At 36.4% G+C, this 25212-nt stretch carries 26 protein-coding genes; 24 read left to right on the top strand and 2 right to left on the bottom strand.

All coding sequences use genetic code 11. The annotated features are described in order from the left end of the window. Genes hypA through N3C60_05190 form a run of 4 tightly spaced genes read left to right on the top strand, consistent with a single transcriptional unit; the run spans position 1 to position 1922 of the window. The gene (gene hypA, locus N3C60_05205; protein MCX8084302.1) at positions 1-342 is read left to right on the top strand and encodes a hydrogenase maturation nickel metallochaperone HypA; all 342 of its coding nucleotides are present in this window, start codon (positions 1-3) and stop codon (positions 340-342) included. Positions 343-364: 22 nt separating this feature from the next. Further along, positions 365-1036, top strand: a complete 672-nt coding sequence (hypB, locus tag N3C60_05200) for a hydrogenase nickel incorporation protein HypB (GenBank protein MCX8084301.1) — start codon at positions 365-367, stop codon at positions 1034-1036. Next, positions 991-1584 (top strand): ribonuclease HII, encoded by a 594-nt coding sequence (locus N3C60_05195; protein ID MCX8084300.1) that lies wholly within the window; start codon positions 991-993, stop codon positions 1582-1584. The genes hypB and N3C60_05195 overlap by 46 nt, the downstream gene beginning before the upstream one ends. Next, positions 1581-1922: a YraN family protein gene (locus N3C60_05190; GenBank protein ID MCX8084299.1), complete on the top strand. Its 342-nt coding sequence runs from the start codon at positions 1581-1583 to the stop codon at positions 1920-1922. Before N3C60_05195 ends, N3C60_05190 begins: the two co-directional genes overlap by 4 nt. 44 nt (positions 1923-1966) lie before the next feature. Here the strand turns inward: N3C60_05190 and N3C60_05185 are convergent, their stop codons facing one another. Beyond that, positions 1967-4414 carry a methyl-accepting chemotaxis protein gene (locus N3C60_05185; GenBank protein ID MCX8084298.1) on the bottom strand — a complete coding sequence of 816 codons (2448 nt, stop codon included), beginning with the start codon at positions 4412-4414 and terminating at the stop codon, positions 1967-1969. 166 nt (positions 4415-4580) lie between these two features. On the opposite strand from N3C60_05185, the gene guaB reads away from it, so the two are divergent. From guaB to N3C60_05085, 20 genes are all read left to right on the top strand, one after another. Next, complete coding sequence (gene guaB / locus N3C60_05180; protein MCX8084297.1) at positions 4581-6047, top strand: IMP dehydrogenase; 1467 nt, start codon at positions 4581-4583, stop codon at positions 6045-6047. 10 nt (positions 6048-6057) lie between these two features. Then, entirely contained in the window at positions 6058-7608 is a 1551-nt protein-coding gene (gene guaA, locus N3C60_05175) for a glutamine-hydrolyzing GMP synthase (protein ID MCX8084296.1), read from the top strand. Positions 7609-7617: 9 nt separating this feature from the next. Further along, entirely contained in the window at positions 7618-8847 is a 1230-nt protein-coding gene (locus tag N3C60_05170) for a lipoprotein-releasing ABC transporter permease subunit (GenBank protein ID MCX8084295.1), read from the top strand. Further along, complete coding sequence (locus tag N3C60_05165) at positions 8847-9500, top strand: ABC transporter ATP-binding protein (GenBank protein ID MCX8084294.1); 654 nt, start codon at positions 8847-8849, stop codon at positions 9498-9500. The genes N3C60_05170 and N3C60_05165 overlap by 1 nt, the downstream gene beginning before the upstream one ends. Next, on the top strand, positions 9497-10102 hold the full coding sequence (locus N3C60_05160) for a trimeric intracellular cation channel family protein (GenBank protein MCX8084293.1): 606 nt from the start codon (positions 9497-9499) through the stop codon (positions 10100-10102). Before N3C60_05165 ends, N3C60_05160 begins: the two co-directional genes overlap by 4 nt. 13 nt (positions 10103-10115) lie before the next feature. Beyond that, a complete protein-coding gene (locus N3C60_05155) occupies positions 10116-10898 on the top strand; it encodes an S-methyl-5'-thioinosine phosphorylase (protein ID MCX8084292.1) in 783 nt (260 codons plus the stop codon). Beyond that, positions 10882-11748 (top strand): UDP-N-acetylmuramate dehydrogenase, encoded by an 867-nt coding sequence (murB, locus tag N3C60_05150; GenBank protein MCX8084291.1) that lies wholly within the window; start codon positions 10882-10884, stop codon positions 11746-11748. The genes N3C60_05155 and murB overlap by 17 nt, the downstream gene beginning before the upstream one ends. After that, complete coding sequence (locus tag N3C60_05145; GenBank protein MCX8084290.1) at positions 11738-12355, top strand: sugar transferase; 618 nt, start codon at positions 11738-11740, stop codon at positions 12353-12355. Before murB ends, N3C60_05145 begins: the two co-directional genes overlap by 11 nt. A 44-nt stretch (positions 12356-12399) precedes the next feature. Then, positions 12400-14337, top strand: a complete 1938-nt coding sequence (locus N3C60_05140; protein ID MCX8084289.1) for a hypothetical protein — start codon at positions 12400-12402, stop codon at positions 14335-14337. An 11-nt stretch (positions 14338-14348) separates the two neighbouring features. Continuing rightward, positions 14349-16361: a dolichyl-diphosphooligosaccharide--protein glycosyltransferase subunit STT3 gene (locus N3C60_05135; GenBank protein MCX8084288.1), complete on the top strand. Its 2013-nt coding sequence runs from the start codon at positions 14349-14351 to the stop codon at positions 16359-16361. 6 nt (positions 16362-16367) lie between these two features. Next, entirely contained in the window at positions 16368-18185 is a 1818-nt protein-coding gene (locus N3C60_05130) for a polysaccharide biosynthesis protein (protein MCX8084287.1), read from the top strand. Positions 18186-18193: 8 nt separating this feature from the next. Further along, positions 18194-18991 (top strand): hypothetical protein, encoded by a 798-nt coding sequence (locus N3C60_05125; GenBank protein ID MCX8084286.1) that lies wholly within the window; start codon positions 18194-18196, stop codon positions 18989-18991. A gap of 113 nt (positions 18992-19104) precedes the next feature. Further along, on the top strand, positions 19105-19710 hold the full coding sequence (locus N3C60_05120; GenBank protein MCX8084285.1) for an ABC transporter permease subunit: 606 nt from the start codon (positions 19105-19107) through the stop codon (positions 19708-19710). Further along, entirely contained in the window at positions 19701-20393 is a 693-nt protein-coding gene (locus tag N3C60_05115; protein ID MCX8084284.1) for an ATP-binding cassette domain-containing protein, read from the top strand. Before N3C60_05120 ends, N3C60_05115 begins: the two co-directional genes overlap by 10 nt. A 3-nt stretch (positions 20394-20396) precedes the next feature. Beyond that, on the top strand, positions 20397-20819 hold the full coding sequence (locus N3C60_05110; protein MCX8084283.1) for a rhodanese-like domain-containing protein: 423 nt from the start codon (positions 20397-20399) through the stop codon (positions 20817-20819). Further along, positions 20782-21282, top strand: coding sequence for a C-GCAxxG-C-C family protein (locus N3C60_05105; GenBank protein ID MCX8084282.1), 501 nt, complete (start codon positions 20782-20784; stop codon positions 21280-21282). The genes N3C60_05110 and N3C60_05105 overlap by 38 nt, the downstream gene beginning before the upstream one ends. Then, the gene (locus N3C60_05100) at positions 21272-22279 is read left to right on the top strand and encodes a radical SAM protein (GenBank protein MCX8084281.1); all 1008 of its coding nucleotides are present in this window, start codon (positions 21272-21274) and stop codon (positions 22277-22279) included. Before N3C60_05105 ends, N3C60_05100 begins: the two co-directional genes overlap by 11 nt. Next, on the top strand, positions 22276-22929 hold the full coding sequence (locus N3C60_05095) for a TIGR04282 family arsenosugar biosynthesis glycosyltransferase (GenBank protein ID MCX8084280.1): 654 nt from the start codon (positions 22276-22278) through the stop codon (positions 22927-22929). Before N3C60_05100 ends, N3C60_05095 begins: the two co-directional genes overlap by 4 nt. Continuing rightward, positions 22913-23590 carry a TVP38/TMEM64 family protein gene (locus N3C60_05090; protein ID MCX8084279.1) on the top strand — a complete coding sequence of 226 codons (678 nt, stop codon included), beginning with the start codon at positions 22913-22915 and terminating at the stop codon, positions 23588-23590. The genes N3C60_05095 and N3C60_05090 overlap by 17 nt, the downstream gene beginning before the upstream one ends. Continuing rightward, complete coding sequence (locus N3C60_05085; GenBank protein MCX8084278.1) at positions 23587-24264, top strand: TIGR04283 family arsenosugar biosynthesis glycosyltransferase; 678 nt, start codon at positions 23587-23589, stop codon at positions 24262-24264. Before N3C60_05090 ends, N3C60_05085 begins: the two co-directional genes overlap by 4 nt. 19 nt (positions 24265-24283) lie before the next feature. Here N3C60_05085 and N3C60_05080 read toward each other — a convergent pair whose 3' ends face one another. Continuing rightward, complete coding sequence (locus N3C60_05080) at positions 24284-25120, bottom strand: DUF4384 domain-containing protein (protein ID MCX8084277.1); 837 nt, start codon at positions 25118-25120, stop codon at positions 24284-24286. Positions 25121-25212 lie beyond the last annotated feature (92 nt).

The raw sequence follows: 25212 nt of genomic DNA, 5'->3' as shown, positions 1-25212 counted from the left end.
ATGCATGAGGCAAGTATTGCCCAAAGCATTCTTGATATTGTTGTGGATACCGCTTTGAAAAACAATGCAAAAAAGGTTACAGCAGTGAACGTCTTGATTGGAAAACTTGCGTCGATAGAGAAAGAATCGTTAATAACTGCTTTTGATGTTTTAAAACAAGACACCATTGCAAATGATGCTACTCTAAATGTGCAAGTGGTAGCGATTAAGGGGAGGTGTCTTGACTGTGGTGATGAAGGTGAGTATGAGGAGTACTATTTTGTTTGTAAAAAGTGTAATTCTATAAATGTTGAAATAATAAGTGGAGAAGAGCTTGCCATAGCTGATATTGAAGTAGACTGACTATTTATCAGGAGTTTAAATTATGTCTAATAAGATTGATATCAAAGAAGGGATACTATCTAAAAATGCAAAAATAGCTGAACAACTTAAGGCGCTTTTTAAGGAAAAAGGGGTGTTTGTTATCAATATTGTTTCTTCCCCCGGTAGTGGTAAGACTTCTATACTTGAAAAGATACTTCCAGTTCTTAAGGAGAAGCTTAACATCTTTGTTATTGAAGGGGATTTGCAGACTGAAAATGATGCCCAGAGGATCAGAAAAACAGGGGTTCCAGCCCATCAGATAACCACGAATGGGGCGTGCCATCTCGAAGCGGCATGGATAGAAGAGGTTGTTAATAAATTGGATCTTGAAAAGTTAGACCTTTTGATTATTGAAAATGTTGGTAACTTGGTGTGCCCCTCATCTTTTTACCTTGGGGAAGATATAAAGATAGTAATAGTTGCCGCAACGGAAGGGGAAGATAAGCCTATCAAGTATCCAAGCATGATGAGGGTTTCGGATGTTTTTGTTTTGAATAAAATCGATTTGGTACCTTATCTAAACTTTGATGTGGATAGATGTATCAACTTTGCCAAAGGTGTTAATAACAACCTCATATTTTTTAGAACTTCCTGCTATACTGGGGAAGGTCTATCTGAGCTAAGTGATTGGATCTTGAGCAAAACTATAGAAAAGAAAGGTTTGAATATTTGAGATACGTTGGCATTGATGAGGTTGGCAGAGGATGTTTAGCTGGCCCTGTGGTGGCAGCAGCTGTCGTTTTGAAGGGGTCTTTTTACGATAGACGGATCATCGATTCCAAAAAATTAAAGGAGAAAGAAAGGGACCTTATCTATCAGCTAATATCCGAAAATGCCCTTTCGATTGGTATAGGTGTCGTTTGCTCCAGTATGGTGGATACGCTAAATATATTAAACGCTACCAAACAGGCGATGCACATTGCTCTTTCTAAGATTAATGTCTCCTATGACAAAATAGTTATAGATGCTGTGAAATTAAAAAATATCGAGGCCCCTTTAGAAGTACATTTAAAGGCTGAGGATAAGTTTATAGAAGTGGCTGCAGCCTCTATAATAGCAAAGGTGACAAGAGACAGAATGATGAAGAGGATGCATTATCTTTTCCCAGCATACGGTTGGTATGATAACAAAGGTTATGGCACTAAATACCATGTGGAGTCCATTAAAAGATACGGTATAACGCCTCTACATAGGAAGTCTTTCTTAAAAGGGATTTTATGAGACAAAAGACCATCGGGCAAGAGGGTGAGGATACTGCATGTACCTATCTTGAGGATAAGGGGTTTAAAATATTGCATCGAAATTTTAGGTGTAGGTTTGGTGAAATCGATATTATTGCCCAAAAAGGCAATATTATTGTGTTTGTTGAGGTAAAAAAAAGGGGATCTTATAGATTTGGCAAAGGGTATGAAGCTGTTTCTCAGAAAAAGATTGAAAAGATCATTAAAACTGCCGAGTATTTCATGATGGCTCAAAAAGGTGAGTATCTTTGTAGATTTGATGTAATATCCATAGATAGTGACCAAATTGAACATATCGAAAATGCTTTTACAACTTAGTTTGATAAAATTGGGGTGGAGCTTGATACCCCACCCGATCATGATTACATATACCTGTTGATTAGGTTGTCTAAATGTTTCTTTAAGGTTTGTAAAGGTTGCTCCATCTCCTTCATCGTTTCAAAAGCAAGGTCAAACCGACCTGTCTTTATACATTCCATAGCTTTTCTACCGAGTTCATGAACTTTGATATGGTATGGTTCTATCGCTTTAAAATCGTAGTCATGGCCAAATTCCTTAATACCATCGGAGTAGTAAAACATACCAAAATTACAATGTCTATGATCAACTACTTCGTAAGTTTTTCTAAATACAATAGCATCATAAAGCCTATTCATAAATTCGATATGGGCTAATTTTGCCTTTATAAATGCAACCCCTTTTGCACTGTATTTGTAAGAATTTAACATGGAGACGACATTGGAGGCTTCAGAAAGTAGTGTTTGGATCTTTCCAGTTAGATCGGACATAATAGTTTTAGTGTGGGATGATGATTCGGAGATTGTGGTCATACTTTGGGCTATTTCTGATGTGGCTTTGGTTTGTTCCTCTAATGCTTTTGAGATGGATATTATGGTGTGATTAAGTTCTTCAATAGATGACAATATTACGTTGAAACCATCCTGGGTTTTTTGGGCGATTTCGTACTGTTTTTGTACTGAGGCAGATGAGTTTTCCACATCTTTACCTACATTCTTGACCTTAAACTGCATCTCCCGGATCATGTGTTCTATCTCTTTGGTGGATTTTTGTGTTTTTTCGGCAAGTTTTCTCACCTCATCTGCAACAACAGCAAAACCTCTACCATGCTCACCTGCTCTTGCTGCTTCAATAGCTGCATTTAGTGCCAATAGGTTGGTTTGTTCGGATATATCATTTATGACCCCTACCACGGCACCTATCTTATTGGCGTTATTAATCAACTCTTTTATGTTATCCTTTAACTTTGTAATGGCATTTTGTACTTCATCTGAGTACGTAGTGGATTCAGCTACCAGGCTGCTACCCTCAAGGGCGAGGTTTTGGGTTTTGTTGGATTTATTGGTCATTTCATCAACACCGTTTGATATCTCATGTATGGTGCTGGACATCTCTTCTCCAGCGGTGGCGGTTTGTATTGCCATTTCGGTGTTTTTATCATTTGCCTCTGTCACTCTATAAACAGATTGCCACATTATAGGTGCGGACTCAACAACCCCAGTTATTTTTTTCATAATATTAAGAAAACTTCTTTCTGTTGTTTCTAAAAAGATATTAAACCAGGTAGTCATTTGGCAGACTTCGTCTGAACAATGGGCGTTAAACATCCTACAATCTTCACAGCAAGATACTTTGCCATCTTTGAGCAATGGGCAGATCCTTTCGACAGCAAAATCTCCTATACTGACCCAGCAAGGTTTATTTGATAACTTGTTTAAAATATTTTCATCTTTTATACCTGTTACTTTAGTAAAGTCGGCATATTTTTGGGGGATTCTTTTTGAGAAATCTCCTTCACCTTGAGCTAATTCTCTTGCAATTTCGTGGAAATTTTTTATGGTTTTTATTATTGTATGTACCGATATAAGCAATGCAACTATAATCAAAATCCCCAAAAGGATCATGATGGTAATTGAGGTGTAAAATTGAGCTAAAGCTTCATTTATATATTGGGTATAATTTTTAGCAACAAGAATATGGCCTATATCTTCACCGGAAAAGTCTTTAAGGGCAATCTTGGCTATATAAAACTTTGATCCTTTTATGGTATAAAAATTGTCTGAAACGTAGGCGTTTAATATATCTTTGATTAGTTCACCTCTGTATGTGTAATAAACTATACCGGACTTTTTGATATCCTTGTCGGAATCTTTGCGTTTTGCTTTTACAAAAGCATCTTCTTTAATCCCCACTGCATAGTCTATGGCGTAATGCTTTTGTATCTTTTCTAAGATGGAATCGATTTCACCCCCAAATTCTACGCTACCTACATGTTCACCGTTATAAAAAACAGGATACACAACTCGAAGACCTGGTCCCCCTACACCCACTTCCAAGCCTAAAACTGGTGCCTTTATATGGTTTGCTTTTACAACAGTTTTTCGAAATGAACTTAAATCGTCGCCAAAATGTTCAGGTTTATGGAATCTTAAAATAGTTTTGGCATCTTTTGTGTGAAATTGGAACTGTCTAATATCTTGTTTTATATTTTTGTAGTAATTACCTAAAACTTTTAAAAGGGCCTCCCTATTACCTTCTGCAGCATATTTTGCGTATTCCTGATTGGATGCTACGAGTTCAACTGCTTTTTTTAGCGCATTCAGGTTTTCATCTACCAGACCGTTAAAGGTTTTGTTTATTCCACTTATCTCAGTGTTTACATTCTTAATAAGGGTTTCGTTAAAACTTTTGAATCTGCTGTAAATGTTGATGGCTAAAAGAAGTATAATACCCGTTAAGACGGGAAAAAGGATTTTGAATTTAAGACCTATGTTGAATTTAAACCTACTCATAAAAAAATGCCTCCCATTTTTTTCGAATTATACCATTAGTAATAAAAATATCAAGTTGGAATAATTTTGTTTAATAAATGAATTTTTTTGTAGGGACACAAACTATTGCATTTATTTCTGAAATTTGATAATAGTATTAGATAGCCAAATACTATTTAGGAGTCTTTTGATGAGTAAAATTGTTAAAGAAGCTCTAACATTTGATGATGTGTTATTGATTCCAGCTAAGAGTAGTGTTTTACCCCACGAGGTTAGTACAAAGACATTGCTAACAAAAAAAATAACCCTAAATATCCCAATTGTTAGTGCTGCGATGGATACGGTTACTGAGGCGAAGATGGCAATTGCTATGGCCCAAGAGGGTGGTATAGGGTTTATCCATAAAAATATGAGTATAGAAGAACAGGCTGAAGAAGTGGATAAGGTAAAAAGATCTGAGAGTGGTATGATTGTGGATCCTATAACTATAGAGGCAGGTAGTACTGTTGAAGATGCTTTAAAACTTATGGCAAAATATAAAATATCTGGAATCCCTGTGACCAGGAATAACAGGTTGGTTGGTATTCTCACCAATAGAGACCTCAGGTTTGTGGATAAGTATAACGAACCCATAGATAATTATATGACCAAAGAAAATCTGGTAACAGTTCCTGTTGGTACCTGTTTGGAGGAGGCTAAAAAGCATTTGCAAAAACATCGTATTGAAAAACTCCTCGTTGTGGATGATAACTACAACCTAAAAGGGCTTATTACCATAAAGGATATCAATAAGAAGCTTAAATACCCCTATGCCACAAAAGACAAATTGGGTAGGCTTATGGTGGGTGCAGCCGTGGGTACCGGCCCTGACACAAAAGACAGGGTTGCTGCATTGGTGGAAAAGGGTGTGGATGTTATTGTTGTGGACACTGCCCATGGTCACTCTAAAAAGGTCATAGAAACGGTAGAGATGATAAGATCAAACTACCCAGAACTTCAGATAGTTGCAGGTAATGTGGCAACTGGGGAGGCTGTTATAGATCTTGCTAAAGCTGGTGCAGATTGTGTAAAGGTAGGTATAGGGCCAGGATCGATATGTACCACGAGGGTTGTGGCTGGTGTTGGGGTTCCACAGATTACTGCCATTATGGATTGTGCTGAAGCAGCAGAAAAAGTAGGGGTAACCATTATAGCAGATGGCGGTATTAAGTATTCTGGAGATATTGTAAAAGCTATTGCTGCTGGTGCTCATTCTGTTATGATAGGGTCATTATTGGCAGGTACCACCGAGTCCCCCGGAGAGATTGAGCTTTATCAGGGGAGAAGTTACAAGGTGTACAGGGGTATGGGTTCTGTGGGCGCCATGAAAAAGGGCAGCAAAGATAGATATTTTCAAGGTGAAACTGAAATGGAAAGTAAATTCGTCCCAGAAGGGATTGAGGGTCGTGTCCATTACAAAGGGGATTTGAGCCATACAATTTATCAGCTTGTAGGTGGTTTAAAATCTGGGATGGGTTATACAGGTTGCTCTACAATAGAAGAGCTTATGAAGAATGCAAAGTTTGTCAGGATCACCAATGCAGGGCTCAGGGAGAGCCATGTTCATGATGTGATTATTACCAAGGAAGCACCAAACTACTGGATTACTACATAGGTGGCTCTTTATGGATATACATGCTGAAAAGATACTTATACTTGACTTTGGTTCCCAATATACACAGTTGATAGCAAGAAGGGTAAGGGAGCAGAGGGTTTATTGTGAGATATACCCATGCAATGTTCCTTATGATAAAATAAAGGCTTTTTCCCCAAAAGGTATTATTCTTTCTGGTGGACCTTCTTCTGTCTATGATAAAGATGCACCTGTTTGTGATAATAGAGTTTTTGATATGGATGTACCTGTGCTTGGTATCTGTTACGGTATGCAACTTTTGTGTCATTTTTTTGGTGGGGTTGTAGCTCCTGCCAAGCACAGGGAGTATGGTAGAAGTGAGCTTTATGTAAAAAATGATCCTTTTTTCGAAAATTTAGAGCTACATGGAAACCGATTAACGGTTTGGATGAGTCATGGAGATAAGCTTGAGAAAATACCTGCTGAATTTGAGGTGATAGGGTGGACGGACAATGCTCCAATAGCTGCCATGAAACATAAAACAAAGCCGATTTATGCAATTCAGTTTCATCCTGAGGTGGTACATACCGATCAAGGAGATCAGCTGTTGAGAAATTTTGTTGTTGATATTTGTGGTTGTAAACAGATCTGGACGCCGGGTAATTTTATACATACCGAAATAGAAAAGGTAAAAAAATTGGTGGGGGATAAAAAAGTATTATGTGCCTTAAGTGGGGGAGTTGATTCTTCTGTGGCTGCGGTATTAATCCATGAGGCGGTGGGGGATAATCTTACCTGTGTTTTTGTCAATAATGGTTTATTGAGATATAGGGAAGCTGAGCAGGTGCAAAAGACTTTTAGGGATTACTTTAAGATAAATCTTGTTTATGTTGATGCTGAAAAAAGGTTTCTCGATGCTTTAAAGGGGGTAGAGGATCCGGAGAAAAAACGCAAGATAATAGGTAATCTTTTCATAAGAATATTCGAGGAGGAAGCTAAAAAGTTAGGTGATTTCGAATTCTTGGTACAAGGGACCCTTTACCCTGATGTTATAGAATCTGTGTCTTTTAAGGGTCCATCGGCAACCATTAAAACCCATCACAATGTTGGTGGATTACCTGAGGATATGCAATTTACATTGATAGAACCACTAAGGGAGCTTTTTAAGGATGAGGTAAGAAAGGTGGGGTTGGAACTTGGAATTCCGGAAGAGATAGTCCATAGACATCCATTCCCTGGCCCTGGGCTGGCTATAAGGGTTTTAGGGGAAGTGACTAAGGAAAAATTGGATCTACTTAGATTAGCGGATCATATCTTTATAGAAGAGATAAAAAAGGCCGGATTGTATAGAGATATCTGGCAGGCTTTTTCAGTCCTTCTACCTGTGAAGTCTGTGGGTGTCATGGGTGATGAAAGAACGTATGAACATGTGTTGGCACTTAGAGCTGTTACGAGTGTTGATGGTATGACAGCAGATTGGGCTAAGATCCCTTATGACGTTTTAGCAAAGATCTCAAATAGGATAATAAATGAAGTAAAAGGTATAAACAGGGTGGTCTATGATATAAGCTCAAAACCACCTGCAACTATAGAGTGGGAATAGTTATTTAAGATGAAATTAGAAAATTTTATTGCCTTAAGATATATAAAGTCAAAAAAGGAAACAAGAGCCATCTCCTTTATCTCTGCAATTGCAGTGATAGGCATAATGCTTGGGGTAGCTACGCTGATAGTAGTGACCAATGTTTTTACAGGATTTGAGAATAACTTAAAAGAGAAGATTCTTGGTGCAAACTCCCATATTATTGTCAATAGGGTGGATACAGGTGTTATTGCAGACTGGGAGAAGGTGGAAAAAAAGATAAGGGGTGCTAAGGGTGTTATAGGTGTTTCCCCTTTTGTATTCAGTCAGGTGCTCTTGACTGGTCCTACTAATGTCAGTGGTGTGATGTTAAGGGGGGTGATTCCCGAGAAAGAAGCAGAATCTATAAATATAAAACAGTTTATCACCGCTGGAGATTTTAACAAAATAACCTTTGAATATGATAACAAAACTGGTATTGTACTTGGCAAAGATCTTGCCATGACTTTGGGGGTGAGGTTGAACGATGAGGTGGTTATGGTTTCCCCTTTTGGGAAAAAAGGTCCTTTCGGCTTTACACCAAAGATGCAAAAGTTTTACGTTGTAGCGATTTTTGATTCTGGGATGTACGATTACAACAATGGCCTTGCGTTTATCGATATAAGATCAGCTCAAAAATTTTTCGAGTTAGGGGATACGGTTACAGGTTTTAGTGTTAAGGTGGATGATCTCAATAACGCATCAAAAATAGCAAAGGAGATTGCAGCAAAGCTCGGTTTCCCTTTTTGGGCAAGGGACTGGTTGAGTATGAATAAAAACCTTTTTTCTGCTCTCGAGCTGGAAAAGGCTGCTATGTTTGTTGTGTTGACTCTTATAGTTATTGTTGCTTCTTTTAATATTATAAGTTTGATAACGATGACTGTTAAAGATAAAAGACGGGACATAGCTATTTTAAGAGCAATGGGAGCTTCTGAGAAGTTTATTCAAAAGGTTTTTATCAAGCAGGGGCTCATTATCGGTGTGATCGGAACATTGCTTGGCGATATATTGGCGCTTATAATCTGTATTGTTTTAAAAAAGTATAAGATAATCTCTATACCTAAGGATGTCTATTTTATGGATAAGATACCCGTTGAGATAGTGCCAGAGGTATTTGCTTTAGTAACGGTAGCTGCTTTGATGATTACCTATCTATCTTCCCTTTACCCTTCAAAACAAGGGGCTAAGATGGATCCAATAGAAGCTTTGAGGAATGAATAATGGCATTGTTAGAGATAAATTATTTATCAAAAACTTATAGAAAATTGAATAACATCATAAATGTACTTTCTGGTTTTTCATTAAGTGTGGAAAAGGGGGAATCGATAGTGATCACTGGTCCATCAGGCTCAGGGAAATCAACTCTAATGCACATCATAGGTGGCCTTGATAGACCAGATAGTGGTACAGTTGTTTTTAAGGGTGATAATATTTTTGAAAAAGGTTATGATTTGGATAGCTATCGTAACAAAAAAGTGGGGTTTGTGTTTCAGTTTCATTATTTATTGAATGATTTTAATGCTATAGAAAATGTTGCCATGCCTTCTATGATATCTGGGGTTCCGATTGCAAAAGCCCTAAGGCATGCTGAGTTTCTTCTTGATAAAGTTGGGTTAAAAGATAGATATCATCATCATCCGGCAGAGCTCTCAGGTGGAGAACAACAGAGGGTTGCTATAGCAAGAGCTTTAATGAATGAGCCGGAAATACTCTTGGCAGATGAGCCTACGGGTAATTTGGATGGTGCAAATACATTGGAGATCATGAAGATATTTCATAAACTAAAAGAGGAAGGTGTGACGCTTATAATGGTTACCCACGATGAGAAACTGACGTCAAGTTTTGACAGGCGTATCACTTTAGAAAAGTTATGAATAACTTACTTTATATCTTAGATCTTGTTGGGACAGTAGCTTTTGCCATCAGTGGTGCCCTTGCAGGTGTAAGAAAAAAGATGGATCTGTATGGCATATTTGTATTGAGTTTGGTTACAGCAGTTGGTGGGGGAACGATAAGGGATGTACTTGTGGGTAGAATACCCCCTTTTATTTTCAGGGACTATAATTATATTTTTTTATCACTTTTATCTGCTGTGTTTGTTTTCTTTTTCTACAGAAAAGTTGAAAAAGGGTATAATACCCTTTTGATTATGGATGCATTAGGGCTTGGAGTATTTACGGTAATAGGGGTAAAGGTGGGTATAGATTATCAGATAGGGTTTATAGGTTCTGTTTTTATGGGGGTGATGACTGGGACTTTTGGTGGGATGATTAGGGATGTTTTACAGGGTGAAGTACCATTGGTGCTTAAAAGGGAGGTTTATGCTTCGGCTTCACTACTTGGTGGTATCGCTTTTCTTTTGATGCACAACTTAATAGGTGAAAACGCCATAGTATTATTTGTTTCTATACTTCTTGTATTTTTGCTGCGGTTATTGGCAATATGGAGAAATTGGAATCTTCCAAGACCTAAATAATCTGGAGGAAAGTATGAAGATAGGTATCATAACAGGTACAGGCTTGTTGGTGGAAGAAGGGTTTAGTTTTGTGGAGTCTATCCCCGTCATGACGAAATATGGTGCCCCTTCTGGTAGCTATAAAAGGTATCTATCCTCAGAGAATGAGATATATTCCATAGGTAGACATGGTGATAATCATCAATACCCCCCACACAAAATAAACTATAGAGCAAACATATATGGATTTTATGAACTTGGTGTGGATTTTATTCTGGCTTTTTCGGCGGTAGGGGGTATTAATACTGTTTTGGAACCGGGTGATCTTTTAATTCCGGATGGTTTGGTGGATTTTACATATGGTAGAGAGTCTACTTATTCTGACGTGGGTGATGTGTTCCATATTGATTTTACAGAGCCCTTCTGTTCATCGTTGAGGGGTGAACTGATAAGGATTATAGGGGAGGTTGGTTGTAGGTTTCATAGTAAAGGTACTTATGTATGTACGAATGGTCCAAGATTGGAAACTTCTTCTGAAATAAAGATGTTTAATAGGTTGGGATTTGATGTGGTGGGGATGACGTTATGCCCAGAAGCGGCACTTGCGAGGGAGCTTGGGATATGTTATGCTGCTGTGAACATCGTTTCGAACTATGCTGCAGGAATCAGTAGGGATATACTGACTACGGCAGAGGTTGTGGAAAATGTGAAAAAGAGTGAGAGGTATATAAGGGAGATAATAAAAAATATCTCTACTATCAAAAGTAAATCTCCTTGTGGTTGTGGGGAGTCTATAAAGCATGCTCGATTTAAATAGTCTGATAATAGCAAATGAACCATTGTCAAAACACAATAGCTATAGAACAGGTGGTAGAGCAAGGTTCTTTGCTGCACCCAAAAGCAGTGATGAGCTGCGTTTTGTGCTGGATTTTTCAGAAAAACAAGGTTTAAAAAAGATTATTATAGGTAGAGGAACAAACCTGCTTTTTGACGATGAAGGGTTTGATGGTATTGTTATCTCCACGAAAAACCTCAATAGATATACTGTACTTGATGGATGCACTGTTTTATGTGGTGCTGGTGTTCTTTTGGATGATCTGGTAGCTTTTACTGTGGCTTATGGCTTATCAGGTCTTGAAAACCTCTCCGGTATACCAGGAACTGTGGGGGGAGCAATCTTTATGAATGCTGGAGCTTTTGACTGTGAGGTTAAGGATACTGTTGCTTTTGTGGATGTTTTAAAAGGTGGTGTTATCGCAAGGCTGTACAGGGATGATATAGCTTTTGAGTACAGAAAAACCTCATTGAAAGATGAGATAGTGCTTTCGGTATCATTTTTATTGAATAAGAAAAAAGAACCTTTGGGTGAAATAAGAGAAGATATCTTGAAACGAAGATCGGAAAAACAGCCATTGGAATATCCTTCCTGTGGTTCTGTGTTTAAAAGACCGTTTGGTACCTATGCGGGTAAGCTCATAGAGGAGTGCGGTTTAAAGGGGTATACCATAGGTGGAGCACAGGTATCTGAAAAACATGCAAATTTTATCATAAATATGGGTAATGCCACCAGTAGCGATATAAAGAAACTTATATCTTTTGTAAAAGAAAAAGTCTTCGAAAAGTTTGGTGTAGTACTCGAGGAAGAGGTAAAAATAATTGGGAAATAGCTTTTATAAAAAGCATGGGAAGAGGCTTTTTGATATAATATTTTCGATGTTTGCTTTAGTGGTGCTATCCCCTTTATTTTTAGTTATAACCCTTTTGATCAAGATGGATTCAAAGGGGCCTGTGTTTTACAAGCAAGATAGGGTGGGTAAAGATTTTAAAAAGTTTAAACTTTTTAAATTTAGAACCATGATACAGGATGCTGATAAGGTTGGTCCATTAGTAACTGCAGAGCGGGATCCGAGAATAACTAAGGTAGGGGCTTTTTTGAGAAAGTGGAAGCTGGATGAGTTACCTCAGTTTTTTAACGTACTGATTGGCGATATGAGTATAGTGGGGCCGAGACCTGAGGTGGAAAAATATGTAACCCTTTTTATCGATGAGTATAAAGCCATACTTTCTATAAAACCTGGTATAACCGATTATGCGACACTTCAATATAGAAACGAAGAGGAGATAATGGCAAAATACGATGATGTGGAAAAAGGGTATATAGAAGAGGTGCTACCAAAAAAGATTGAACTTTACAGAGTATATATCGATGATTTCTCGTTCATAACAGATTTAAAAATAGTCTTTAAAACAATAAGTAGAATCTTGGGAGTATAATGAGGAAAAGGGGCTTATTTACGATACTCTTGATATTGGTGCTGATGGTTGTATCATCAGGTTTTAGGTACTATCAGCTACTAAAATGGCAAAAATCAAATCAACATTATTTTGTGGGGGATACAGTATCTTTGACAACATTAGATGGTTATTATTGGATAAGGCTTGCGAAATCTCTTGATAACATAATGGATGATAAGGAACCAGATCTATACAGGGGGTATCCGGATCATCCCTATAAACTAAAAGATGAGGCTAATACCCTGCTTGTTCACATGATAAATATCCTAAATAGGTATGTAAATAATGTTTACTACAGTGGTATATACCTTGTAATAATCTTATCCAGTTTTTTTATATTACCTGTTTTTCTGTACTTCCATAGTGTTGCTTCTACTGCTTCTGCTATTGCGGCTACTTTACTTACTACCTTTGGTTATTCCTATTTTTACAGAACATTTTTAGGTAGGGTGGATACGGATTGTTTAAACCTTTTTTTCCCTTTTATGATAAGTTACCTCATTTATCTGACACCTAAAACAGTAGGGTTTAGGAGATATATATCGGCAGTATTTCTTGGGGTGACAGGTTATCTTTATATGTGGTGGTATTATTATCCAGGTTTATTGTTGATTTTTGGTGTGGTATTCCTTGTCTACTTAATTCTAAAAAGGGTACCTTTATATCAGATTGTTTTGCTGCTTTCTTTATATGTGGTATTTGCAAACCCTGTTCACTTTTTGAAGAGTTTGGACAATATAATATATTTTGTTTACGGATCCAAATATCTTGCTGGTAAAGTGATGCATGATCTCATCCCATGGCCTAATATGGCTGATTTTATATCTGAGACACAAAAGCTGGATTGGGAAACTATACTTTTGTATTCAGCAGGTAATACTTATATTGGGCTTTTGGGGTTTGTAGGATTAGGGATATTGATCTTGAGGGCAAAGGTTGATATCATCCCATCTCTTCCAATTCTTTTACTTGGACTTTTATCCTTTAAATCTGGGAATAGATTTACTATGTATCTTTCACCTTTTATATATGCGGGGTTGGGCTATCTGTTTTTTACATTGATCAAACATATAACTTATAACATCTTAATGCTCTTTGATCACTATGCCATGATTTTTTCAAAGACTGTATCTGTAATTTTAATTTTGTTGTGTTCAGTAGTGATTATAAGCTTTTTTTCTGGAATAAAATATGAGCCGAAGCCCTCAATACCTGTGGATATTCAAAGGACGATGTTAGATCTTAAAGGCAGATTTGGGGAATTGCCGGTTGCTTGGACCTGGTGGGATTTTGGATATGCATATCAGGATCTCAGTGGTTTTGCTACAGTTCATGATGGTGGGATACAGGGAAAGGGTAGAGCTTATTTTACCGCTTGTGGGTTAGCCTCAAACAATCAAAAGGTTCTTAGGAATATCATTAGCTATTTCGACAATAAAGGGTTTATGTTCTTGGAGAAAGGTGGTTTAGATATCGATAGGGTAGTTATGGAAGCTAAATCGTATGATGCACCTTTAAAGAAGAAAAATGTATTGGTTGTCATGAGCTATGATATGGTATATAAGTATGATGGTATAGATTTTTTCGCAAAGTGGGATTTTCATAGAAGAAACAGTATATATTCAGACTATGAGCTTATTGATTGTTATTACTTCAATGATAGTATAAAGTGTAATCAAGAGAATGTAGATCTTAAAAACGGTTATTACGGTGATGAACAGATTAGTTCTATCTATATCTTAAATGAGAATGGTTTAGAGAAGTCCTACGAGTTTTCTAATGAAGGCAAAATCATCCAGATTGTAAGAAAAGGTAATACCACTTTTTACTCTTATATGTTACCCAAAGATGTTTTTGAAACAAATTTTAATCAGATGTTTTTCTTTGGAAAATATGATGACAAATATTTCGAAAAAGTGTATGATAACTTTCCAATAATGAGGATATATAGAGTTAAATGATAGGGGGAAGTATGAAAAAGATTTCCATATCACTTGTGATTCTTGTAGTCTTTACTGCTGTTACCTTTGGCATATCTACTTATAAAAGGTATTGGCAACTTTCCATCTGGAATCAACAAAAAGAGGTTACTTATGCAAAAGATGGTAGAATATCAATGACCACTTTGGATGCCTATTACTGGACAAGGCTTGCTAAGGAATATAGAAATGGTAAGTTTGGTGACAACGTTACAGATCCATTAAAATCATATCCAGATAACGAACCTTTCCCATCATTGCCAACGCTGTTAGTATTTCTTTTAGAAAAAGTATCCAAATGGTTTTTAAATGGAAATATATATATGGCGGGTATCTACATGATACCTATACTCTCAAGTATGTTTGTCATACCCCTTGCGATATATTTCTACAGGATAGGTCTTGGGCTTGCTGGAATAGCTGGTGGGCTATTTGGGACTTTTAGCTACGCCTATTACGTCAGATCCTGCAACGGGAGGGTGGATACTGATAGTTTGTTGCTGTTTTTCCCTATAGTTGTTGGGTTATTTTTTTTGATGGTTGCCCAAACTGAAGATAAAAAGAAACAGTATGTGTACACAGGGTTAGCTGGTATATCGATGCTTCTTTTGCACTGGTGGTATCAACATTATGGTTTTGCTGTGGTGTATGCAGGTGTGTTTGTTATATACCTCTTTGTAAATAGATTTAGAGTAAAGGATATTGTCATTCTCTTGGGGATATATATCCTTTTATCAAACCCTTGGTATTTTCTTCTTGGTCTTGGTAATCTTTTTGATTTTGTTTTTAAGACCGGATACTTTCACAAAACTGAGCTTACCCTTGCAAACATCTCTTGGCCAAACATCATGGAGACCATATCTGAATCCAACAAGAGGAGTTATGGGGAGATTTTAAATATGATTCTCGGCAATCCAAAAGTAGCAGCTGTTGGCATTATAGGCGTATTGGTAGCTTTCATACACAGATTTAAGCAGATGATACCCCTTTGGCCATTGTTGGCACTTGGTATGTTAGCATTCTTTTCTGGTAATAGGTTTTCCATGTTTTTTGCACCCCTTGCAGGGGCCGGATTGGGGTATATTGTTTTTATGGCTATATATCATTTGGTGAAATATTTAAAAGCAAACGAAAGAATTGTAGATATTTCAGTGCCGGTATTCATATATATTATCTTTTTCATCTCTGCAAATAACCTTACGGCATTTAATTTAGTACTACCACCATCTATACCTATACCGATTCAGAATAGCTTTTTAGATATTAAAGAAAAACTTCCAAAGGGCTCTCCAGTATTTACCTGGTGGGATTTCGGGTATGCCCTTATGGATATAGGTGAGTTTGCAGTGTATCACGATGGTGGGGCACACGGTGCTGATAGGAGCTACTTTTCTGCAAAAGCTTTTGTGGAGACTGATCAGAAAAAGATGTATGCAATTATTAGTGCCATCGATAATCTTAAGTTTAAAGGTATAAACAAGATTCTGGATGACAATAAATCGGCTAATGCTGTTGTAGAAGATCTGATGAATTATACCGGTAAACCTAAAAATAGCAACATATTTGTTCTCTATACGTATGATATGGTAGGAAAATTTGGGGCTCTTGCGTTTTTTGGAAACTGGGATTTTGAAAAAAAAGTTACAAAATCGGAGGGTTATCAGGAGTTAAACTGTAGTAGATTTGATGGTAAGATATTGCAATGTCAAAATGCAATATTAGATCTTGACACTGGACTGATCAACAAACAGGTGCCTATAAAAAGGTTTATTATTTCTAAGAATGGTCAGGTAGCCCATTTAAAGGAGTACCCTCATATGTCGGATATAAATGTTCAGTTGATAGCGCTAAATAACAACATAATAGGATCATACGTAATCTCAGATAAGGTGTTTAGGTCTAATTTTAATCAGATGTACCTGCTGGGTAATTATGATAAAAACCTTTTTGAAGAGATCTATAACAATTTCCCCCATGCAAGGGCGTTTAGGGTGAAAGTAGATTAAGGTTTGATGAATACAAAAAAAATAATAGCGGTAGTAGTTTTTGCTTTTTTGACGGGATGTTCGATATTTTTATCCTATTTGTTAAGATTTGAGTTCAGCATTCCGTCTGATTTTTACAAAGAACTCATCAAACATCTACCTTTTATAATCTTTACCAAAATGGCTGTGTTTTGGTATTTTAATTTTTTCAGGGGTTGGTGGAGATATGTTTCAATCTATGATGCTATAAATATAATAAAGGCAAGTATCTTTTCGACAATTATTATAGTTTTATATTTTTATGTTGTCTATCGATTTTATAAAATGCCCAGATCAGCTTTTATTATAGACTTCTTTCTTTTTACAATGTTTATCTTTTTACTCAGGATATCTCCCCGAATCTTCAAAGAAAGCTATGAAAAGTTCTTAGGGAAGAACCTAACTAAGAAAAGGGTTTTGATTGTTGGTGCTGGTAGTGCTGGACAGATGATAGCAAGGGAAATACGGGAAAATGAAAGATTACAAGCAGAGGTTGTAGGGTTTGTGGATGATGATGCTACAAAACTGAAAACGTATATACAGGGTATCCAGGTGATCGGTAGGATAGAAGATATTCCGGTAGTCGTTAAGGATGATGAGATAGATGAGGTGATCATTGCGATCCCATCTGCTACATCTGATCAGATGCAAAAGATCTTGGAAAAATGTAGGGAGTCGGAGGCAAGGTATAAAATAATTCCAGGATTTGGAGAACTCTTAGAGGGGAAGCTTTCGGTAAGCCGGGTTAGAGAAGTGCAAATAGAGGATCTTTTGGGCAGAGCTCCAATCAGACTTAAGTTGTCTGAGATAGAAGAATATATAAAAGAAAAGACTATTCTGGTTACAGGTGCTGGTGGGAGTATTGGTAGTGAAATAACAAGGCAGGTATCTAAATATTCACCGAAGAATCTTATAATATTAGACTGTGCAGAAACGCCACTTTTTTATATTGAAAATAGTCTAAAAGCCAATCCTTTGAATTACAATCTCAGTTCAATTGTGGCAGATATCAGAAATGTGAGTAAGATGGAGGGTATCTTCAATAAGCATAGACCAGATATTGTTATCCATGCTGCAGCCTACAAGCATGTTCCTATGATGGAAGAAAATTATGATGAAGCTATAAGTAACAATATCTTTGGTACAAAAGTAGTGGCAGATCTCGCAAATAGATTTGACGTAGAGAAGTTTATCTTAATATCTACAGATAAAGCAGTAAATCCATCAAATATAATGGGAGCTACAAAAAGGTTAGCAGAACTTTACATACAGACACTACAAAAGTCATCTAAAACCCAATTTATTACTGTAAGATTTGGGAATGTGCTTGGTAGTAATGGATCGGTTATCCCCATTTTTAGGGAACAGATAAGAAATGGAGGTCCAGTTACAGTGACCCATCCAGAAGTGACAAGGTTTTTTATGACGATACCAGAAGCTGTCCAATTGGTTTTGCAGGCAGGTGGGATGGGTAAAGGTGGGGAGATATTCCTGCTTGATATGGGTGAACCAGTGAAAATATTGAAATTGGCTGAAGAAATGATCAGATTATCCAATTTAGAGCCTTATAAAGATATCCAGATAGTGTTTACAGGTTTGAGGCCAGGGGAGAAACTGTACGAAGAGCTGTTGTTAGAAGAAGAGGGAGCCACTAAGACATCCTCAGAAAAAATCTGGGTAGCAAAACAGATGAATATAGATTGCGAATGTGTGCTAAATGTAATAGATCTTCTTGTTAATGATAAGAGTTTGACAAAAGAGCAAATTAAGGCTATAATGAAAAAAGTTATTCCAGGATTATCTTAGGTGGTTGTATGAAAAAAATAGTTATTTTTGTGATTCTTTTTCTTTTTATCTCTTTTCTACCATCAGCTTATTCTATGAAGATAGCATCTTTAGCTAATCCAAATATAATTCCTATTTTTGTAATGCTGGAAAAGGGCTATCTTACTGGTGAGTTTGTGCCCGTTACGGGGGATGTGTCTGCACTTATTGGAGTCCTCAGGGCTTCTAAAGCTGATGCTATAGCAGTAAATTATGAAGCTGCCCAGAGAATTGCTAAAGATACAGGTTTTTTATACGCAGGTTCCACTATAAGTAGAGCGATACACATAATTACTGTAGAGCCTATCAAGGATAAAAACGACCTTGAATCAAAAAAGATAGTAGCTTCTTTTAGAGGTGGCTCTCCTGATATACTCTTTAAAAAACTAAATCTCAAAAACGAACCAACTTACACAGATCTACAGATCGCTGTACAACTTTTTTTAAAGGGTGACTTTAATGCTATTTTGCTACCTGAGCCCCATATAAGTAATGTGGTCTTGAAGCTTAAAGGGATGAATAAAGCTTTTTATGTATACGATGTATTAAGTCTTTATGATAAATCATACAGGTACCCTATAAATGCTTACCTTAGCAAAGATGAAACCACAAACAAAGCATTGAAAGAAGCACTTAAAAAATCTGTTCAATTCATAAACAGCAATCCAGATGAGACTGTAAAGATATTTAATGCTAATTTTAAGAAGTACTTTAATATAGATTTTCCGTATGCAGCCCTTGAAGAAGCATTAAAAAGTGGTAGGCTTAAATTTGAATACGATGAATGAAAATAAAGATATTTCTATTAGCATTTTTTTTAATTTTGTGGCAGGTGTGTAGTTATTTTACTCCTGAGTATTTGATACCTACCCCTTTAAAAACCTTTTATACGACCATTAAAATGTTGAATATAGAACTGGTAAAGACTATAGCCTATTCTTTTTATAGGTTAATCTTAGCTTATATCTTATCATTATTCCTATCTCTTGTGATGGCCCTTCTGTCGGAAAAGTGGGGAAACATATCTGAAGGTCTATTAGTAGTATTTTCCACGATGTTGAAAGTGCCGAATATAGCCTTTCTTACTTTTTTTATGCTTTTTATTGGGATAGGGACACCCACAGTTATGATGACAATTATAGTATCTTTGGTGCCGACAATGGGTTTAGCTTTTATGTCAGTGTTAAAACAGGCAGATAAACATGTCATAGAGATCTCTGATATATTTCGTGTACCTTTTATAAGGAGAGTTTTTTATTTTTATTTGCCTAGTTTGGTAGAAAGCTTTCCACCGATATTCAATATGTCCTTTTCCCTTGCATTTAAGGTTATGGTGATGGCTGAGTTTGTTGCTGGCATGAATGGATTGGGGTATAAATTGGTGGAAAAAAAGGTTAGTTTTAATATGGATGAGGTGATTGGCTATATTATATTGATAGTTTTGACTGGTGTTTTTTTCCAGAGTATACTGGAGAAAATTGTTATCAGGTTTAAAAAATGGATATAGCACATTTAAATAACATTTCTTTTAGTTATGATAAAAAAAACAATATTATAGATGGTTTGACCCTGGCTTTTCATAAGGGGAAGTTTGAGGGTATTTTGGGCGAAAGTGGTTGCGGTAAAACTACAATACTGAATATCATATTGGGAAAAATATCCCCTGATGCTGGTGATGTTATAAGAAATTTTGTTAAGGTGGGGGTCGTTTTACAATCGGATTCATTGATAGAAAATCTATCTGCACTTAAAAATGTTCAATATGTTTGTAGGGATGAGGTAAGATCGTTAGAATGTTTGGAGATGGTGGGTTTGAAGGAATATGCCTATAAGAAAACAAAATTTCTAAGCAAAGGTATGAAAAAGAGAGTAGAAATAGCGAGGGCTTTAGCTGTGGTTCCCGATCTGATTATTATGGATGAACCATTTGGTAATCTTGATTATCTAACAAAGATCAATTTGGTGTCTATAATTAAGCACTTTATTAAAGGGATAAATTCTTCGTTTATTTATATTACCCACGATATAGATGAGGCGTTAATAGTGTGCGATAATATAACGATTTTCCCATCTAAACCTTTAAGGAATAATTACGAACGGATTGAGGGTATTCAGGGAATAGATAGAAAAGAGTTGAAAAATAGAATTAAGAGAATTATAAATGGTAAAAAAGAATTTAGTTGGGAGTAACTCATGAAAAAAAATTTGGTGGCATGTTTTGTGGTTCTTTTTTGTATACAAGTAAATGGAGGTATATTTTCAAATTATAATTATGTTAAACCCGAGGAACTATACAACTGGTTAAAAAGCAAAAAAAATCTCTTTTTGTTGGATATTCAACCTAAGAAAGAATTTGATGAGGAGCATATAGTTGGCGCTGTACCAACGTATGCTTTCCCTGTAAAGAGCGATGTCGATAAGAAGAAACTGGATTCGGTTATAGATAGGCTTAAAAGTACCGATATACCAGTGATTATTATATGCCCAAAAGGTAAAGCTGGTGCAGAAAATGCCTATAACTATATAAAGTCAAAAGGTATAGATGAAAAGAGGTTATTTATCCTTAAAGGTGGTATGGGTGACTGGAAGTATGATGAATTCTCAGAACCTAAATAAAATTGAAGAACTGGTAAAAGAGTATTTTGAGAGTGGCTACTATTGTTCTGAGGCTATTATTAAGGCTTTTGAAGATGTAACAAGTTTTAAATTTTCTGATGACTTCAAACTCTCTATGACTATCTTAGGGGAAGGTATTGGTGAAACTGGTTGCATTTGTGGAGCTTTATCAGCTATGATCATCATCTCAGGTTTTTTGGCAAATAGGGACAATTTAAAAAACGGGGTGCCTTTAAATGGTAAGGTGGCAAAAATAAAGGTTATGGGTATTGGTAATACACTTATGGATAAATTTAAGTCTAAATTTCAGACAACTTGCTGTAAAACAATCAAAAAAAGAGCAGAGATAGCTTTTGGTATAGGACAGTATCGCCATTGTGCTGAAATTACCGCATTCTGTGCAAGAACACTTTTACAGATGGCTTATGATGAAAAATGGCTGGAGAATGAGAATGAACGATAGGATATCAGATATTATAAAAAAAGCGTTTAACAACGAGAGGTTGACACATGAAGAGATCGTATATCTGCTTAAGATAGACCCTGTATCTGAAGAGGGCTATGCAATTATTACAGCTGGAGGTATATTGTCCAGAAAAATATCCAAAAATGTTGCAGAAGTTCATGGACAATTTGCTCTAAATCTGGCTCCATGCCCTGTTGATTGTAAATTTTGTTCGTTTGCTCCTATCAATGGTATCTTCAGTGAAGCTAAAGAGTTGTCGATTGATGAGGCTTTAAAATATGCTTCCGAATTTGAACGAAATAGGGAATGTGCCGCCATTTATGTGATGACAACGGCTAATTATGATTTTGGTAAATTTATAGAATATTCTACAGAGATAAGGAAACATTTGAAACCGACAACAATTCTCATTGCCAATATTGGTGATCAAAACCTTAGCAATGCTTTTAAATTGAAACAGGCTGGTTTTACAGGTGTCTATCATGCTGTTAGGATGGGGGAAGGTAAAGATAATAAGATATCTAAAAATAAGCGTTTAGAGACGATAAATAATTTCAAAGAGGCTGGTTTATTGGTTGGGACATGTGTAGAGCCGATCGGCTCAGAACACAGTTTTGAAGAGATCGCTGAAAAGATTATAATTGCATCTGAGATAAACCCTGTTTTTAGCGGTGCCATGAGGAGGATAAACATCCCAGGTGGTCAGTTGAGCATATATCCAACGGTCCCAGAAATAAAGATGGCCCAGATCGTGGCCATAACTCGTCTTGCTACTCAGCATGAGGTTGTTGGGAATTGTACCCATGAGCCGAATTCATTGGGTATTTATGCTGGTGCGAATATCATTTGGGCTGAAAGTGGTGCAAACCCAAGGGATACAGAGGAGAAAACAGAAAAAAGTAGGGGTTTTTCGGTTTCAAATTGCTCCCTATTATTAAAGGATGCTGGTTGGCAGGTACACAGCAGGCCTTCTTATATTTTTAATATGGGATGAAAAAAGTTTTAGCGGTTTTTTGCAAATATCCAACTCCCGGAAGGGTAAAAACAAGACTTGCAAAGGATACCTCAGATATTTTTGCTGCAGAGGTTTATTCAATGCTGTTGGTTAATGTATTAACAGGTGTTTATGAACTACAGAAAATACTTTCTTGCTTTGATTTAATGCTATATATAGATAATAGTAGTGATATTCACAGATTTGAAGAGCTTTTAAATCGTACACATATACGCGTTTATGCTATGAGGATTCAGGCTCAGGGTGATATGGGGTATAGGATAGGTTGTTGCTTTAGGGAGCTTTTTCACGATGGTTATGATAAGGTTGTGATAATAGGTAGTGACTTAGTAGGTGATTTAAGTGTTGAGATCAAAAAAGCTTATGACATATTAGAAACAAATCAGATGGTGTTCGGGCCTTCTTTTGACGGTGGTTTTTATCTGATAGGGGCTAAAGACTTTTTTGATAGTTGTGTTTTAAGTGGGTTAAGATGGAGTAGTTCTGAAGTTTTTAAGAACCTGTTGGGCAATGTAAAAGATATAGGCTATAAATACGGTTTATTGAATCCTCTTCTGGATATCGATACGATGGAGGATCTATTGAGAGCAAAGAGGGAAGGGTTGTTCATTTATGAAAGGGATTTCTAAAAAGGGGATTTTACTTTTTCTCATAATTATTATCATAGCAACTATACATCTATCAGGGGTTGTTGAGATTATCTCTCTTGAAAACCTTAAGGTCTATGGGGATAAACTTAAGTTGTTTGTCCAAAATAACTTTGCATATGCGAGTATCATATATATTTTGAGTTACATATTGTTAGTGGCTTTTTCAGTTCCTGTAGCTTCTATTATGAGTCTTGCTGGTGGGTATCTATTCGGATTTTTTTATGGGTTGATATATGTTAATCTTTCGGCTACTATTGGTGCTTTGATAATGTACTTGATATCGAAATATTTTTTGGGAGAGTATATCCAAAATAAGTATGCAGAGAAGATAAAAACGATCAATGAAGAGATAAAAAAAGATGGATATCTATATCTTATAACTTTACGACTTATCCCTATATTCCCGTTTTTTTTGGTAAACCTCATAGCATCATTTACACATGTCAAAACTTGGACATTTGTCTGGACAACCAGTGTTGGGATCTTTCCTGCATCGATACTCTTTGTATTAGCTGGTAAATCGATAGAGCAAGTAAACTCAGTGGGTGACATTTTTTCCTTAGAAGTGGCTTCTTTATTTATGCTTTTAGGATTGTTTGTACAGCTACCAAATATTGTAAAAAGACTTAAAAGAGTATGAGGATATCTGTTATAATACCTGTTTTAAAGGAATATGATAGAGTAGGTTACTTTGAAGCCCTTGAAAAGGAGCTTGTTGAACATGATGTGGAGATTATCGTAGTAGATTGTGAAGATGGGGATAATACAATATCCTTGATTAAATCCGATAAAGTTATAAAAATATTATCCCCAAAAGGCAGAGGAGAACAGATAAACAAAGGTGCTGAGGTGGCAAAAGGTGAGATTTTAGTTTTTTTGCACGCGGACAGTTTTATAAGTAAGGGACATATCTTAGAAATAATAAATAATGCAGATAGATATGATTATGGAGCATTTAGATTAAAGATAGATCACAATAAGGCGATTTTTAGAGTTATAGAGACCATGGCAAATATTAGGACAAAGCTTTTCAGGCTACCCTATGGTGATCAGACTATTTTCATCAAAAAAGAGACTTTAGCAAAAATAGGTGGTGTAAGCTCAATAAAGCTCTTTGAGGATGTTGATCTTGTCTTAAGATGCAGGAAACAAGGGCTTAGGTTCTATTTTTCTAATTGCTATTCCTATACATCAGCGAGGAGATGGCTTAAAAAGGGCATAATCAAAACTTCGGTGAAAAATCTCTTCTTCCTCACCCTTTTCCTTTTTGGTAAGAATCCAAACAAGCTTTACTATAGGTACTACGGTAAGTAACGGTAAGTAGCTGAAGGAACTACTTTCCCGTTTTTATGCTAAGTGTGGTTTCATAAAACTCAGCTACCTTATTTTTTGAACCTTCAGTAATTTTTACTCCTCTGGTTTTATCGTTTATCTCTTTTGATGTTGAAAGGACTTTATAAACAGATTCCGCAGGCTTAAGCTGGATTTCCCCTAATGGGTTAGTACTTGCGTAGACTGTGATACTTTCCTCACCGAATGGGGGAGCAACTTCCAGATCAAACTTATCACTGCCTGAGGGGATCTCGTAAACTATCCCCCCTTGAAAGTAGTTATCCTTTCGGTGGAGATTTGGTAAAATCTGAACAATACTACCATCGCTTTGGGTATAAAGTATTCTGGAATAAAATGGTTTGTTCCCTTTGATGTATATCTTTATCTTATCACCAGTGATATATTCTTTTTTATCGGTCCATACCTGGATTTTTAATGGTGCAGATGGGTCGTCAAGATTTTCTAAAGATTTTTTTGTTAATTTCTCGTCTGGGATTACATCTGCTTTTATCCATACTCTATAACAATCCCCAATTTTTGGTGGGTTATTGTCCCATCTACCCTGTAACTGTAGGATATTTATTTGGGCTTTTGAATAAGCGGTAATAAGATCTTTTTTCAGTTGAAAGTTTTTTATCTCAGTCTCTGATTGAATATATGTTGCAACATGTTCAATGGCGTTCCTTTTGGCTTCATTTAAAGCAATCTCTTCAACTTGCTTTTTTGTTCTGTCTTCATTTAAGCAGGCATAACCCTCTGCCTCGGTGATCTTTGATTGGGATCCAATGGCATAGGTAAATGCTAACAATAGGATTAAAAAGATTCTTAGAGCAAACATATCTGCCTCCTGATTTTTAATCTTATATTAAATGAAATAGCTGTCAATATCTTATTTTTTGAGTAAATTTGAAATATTAAATTTCTTGAAAA

Source organism: Calditerrivibrio sp., from assembly GCA_026415135.1.
Lineage (GTDB): Bacteria > Chrysiogenota > Deferribacteres > Deferribacterales > Calditerrivibrionaceae > Calditerrivibrio.
This window is presented reverse-complemented; position numbering and strand designations above follow the sequence as displayed.

Excerpts from the sequence above, each read along its gene's own strand:
- hypA (MCX8084302.1), top strand. The coding sequence starts at position 1 with ATGCATGAGGCAAGTATTGCCCAAAGCATTCTTGATATTGTTGTGGAT.
- hypB (MCX8084301.1), top strand. The coding sequence starts at position 365 with ATGTCTAATAAGATTGATATCAAAGAAGGGATACTATCTAAAAATGCA.
- N3C60_05190 (MCX8084299.1), top strand. The coding sequence starts at position 1,581 with ATGAGACAAAAGACCATCGGGCAAGAGGGTGAGGATACTGCATGTACC.
- N3C60_05185 (MCX8084298.1), bottom strand. The coding sequence starts at position 4,414 with ATGAGTAGGTTTAAATTCAACATAGGTCTTAAATTCAAAATCCTTTTT.
- guaA (MCX8084296.1), top strand. The coding sequence starts at position 6,058 with ATGGATATACATGCTGAAAAGATACTTATACTTGACTTTGGTTCCCAA.
- N3C60_05170 (MCX8084295.1), top strand. The coding sequence starts at position 7,618 with ATGAAATTAGAAAATTTTATTGCCTTAAGATATATAAAGTCAAAAAAG.
- N3C60_05165 (MCX8084294.1), top strand. The coding sequence starts at position 8,847 with ATGGCATTGTTAGAGATAAATTATTTATCAAAAACTTATAGAAAATTG.
- N3C60_05160 (MCX8084293.1), top strand. The coding sequence starts at position 9,497 with ATGAATAACTTACTTTATATCTTAGATCTTGTTGGGACAGTAGCTTTT.
- N3C60_05155 (MCX8084292.1), top strand. The coding sequence starts at position 10,116 with ATGAAGATAGGTATCATAACAGGTACAGGCTTGTTGGTGGAAGAAGGG.
- murB (MCX8084291.1), top strand. The coding sequence starts at position 10,882 with ATGCTCGATTTAAATAGTCTGATAATAGCAAATGAACCATTGTCAAAA.
- N3C60_05140 (MCX8084289.1), top strand. The coding sequence starts at position 12,400 with ATGGTTGTATCATCAGGTTTTAGGTACTATCAGCTACTAAAATGGCAA.
- N3C60_05135 (MCX8084288.1), top strand. The coding sequence starts at position 14,349 with ATGAAAAAGATTTCCATATCACTTGTGATTCTTGTAGTCTTTACTGCT.
- N3C60_05130 (MCX8084287.1), top strand. The coding sequence starts at position 16,368 with ATGAATACAAAAAAAATAATAGCGGTAGTAGTTTTTGCTTTTTTGACG.
- N3C60_05125 (MCX8084286.1), top strand. The coding sequence starts at position 18,194 with ATGAAAAAAATAGTTATTTTTGTGATTCTTTTTCTTTTTATCTCTTTT.
- N3C60_05120 (MCX8084285.1), top strand. The coding sequence starts at position 19,105 with ATGTTGAATATAGAACTGGTAAAGACTATAGCCTATTCTTTTTATAGG.
- N3C60_05115 (MCX8084284.1), top strand. The coding sequence starts at position 19,701 with ATGGATATAGCACATTTAAATAACATTTCTTTTAGTTATGATAAAAAA.
- N3C60_05110 (MCX8084283.1), top strand. The coding sequence starts at position 20,397 with ATGAAAAAAAATTTGGTGGCATGTTTTGTGGTTCTTTTTTGTATACAA.
- N3C60_05100 (MCX8084281.1), top strand. The coding sequence starts at position 21,272 with ATGAACGATAGGATATCAGATATTATAAAAAAAGCGTTTAACAACGAG.
- N3C60_05095 (MCX8084280.1), top strand. The coding sequence starts at position 22,276 with ATGAAAAAAGTTTTAGCGGTTTTTTGCAAATATCCAACTCCCGGAAGG.
- N3C60_05090 (MCX8084279.1), top strand. The coding sequence starts at position 22,913 with ATGAAAGGGATTTCTAAAAAGGGGATTTTACTTTTTCTCATAATTATT.
- N3C60_05085 (MCX8084278.1), top strand. The coding sequence starts at position 23,587 with ATGAGGATATCTGTTATAATACCTGTTTTAAAGGAATATGATAGAGTA.
- N3C60_05080 (MCX8084277.1), bottom strand. The coding sequence starts at position 25,120 with ATGTTTGCTCTAAGAATCTTTTTAATCCTATTGTTAGCATTTACCTAT.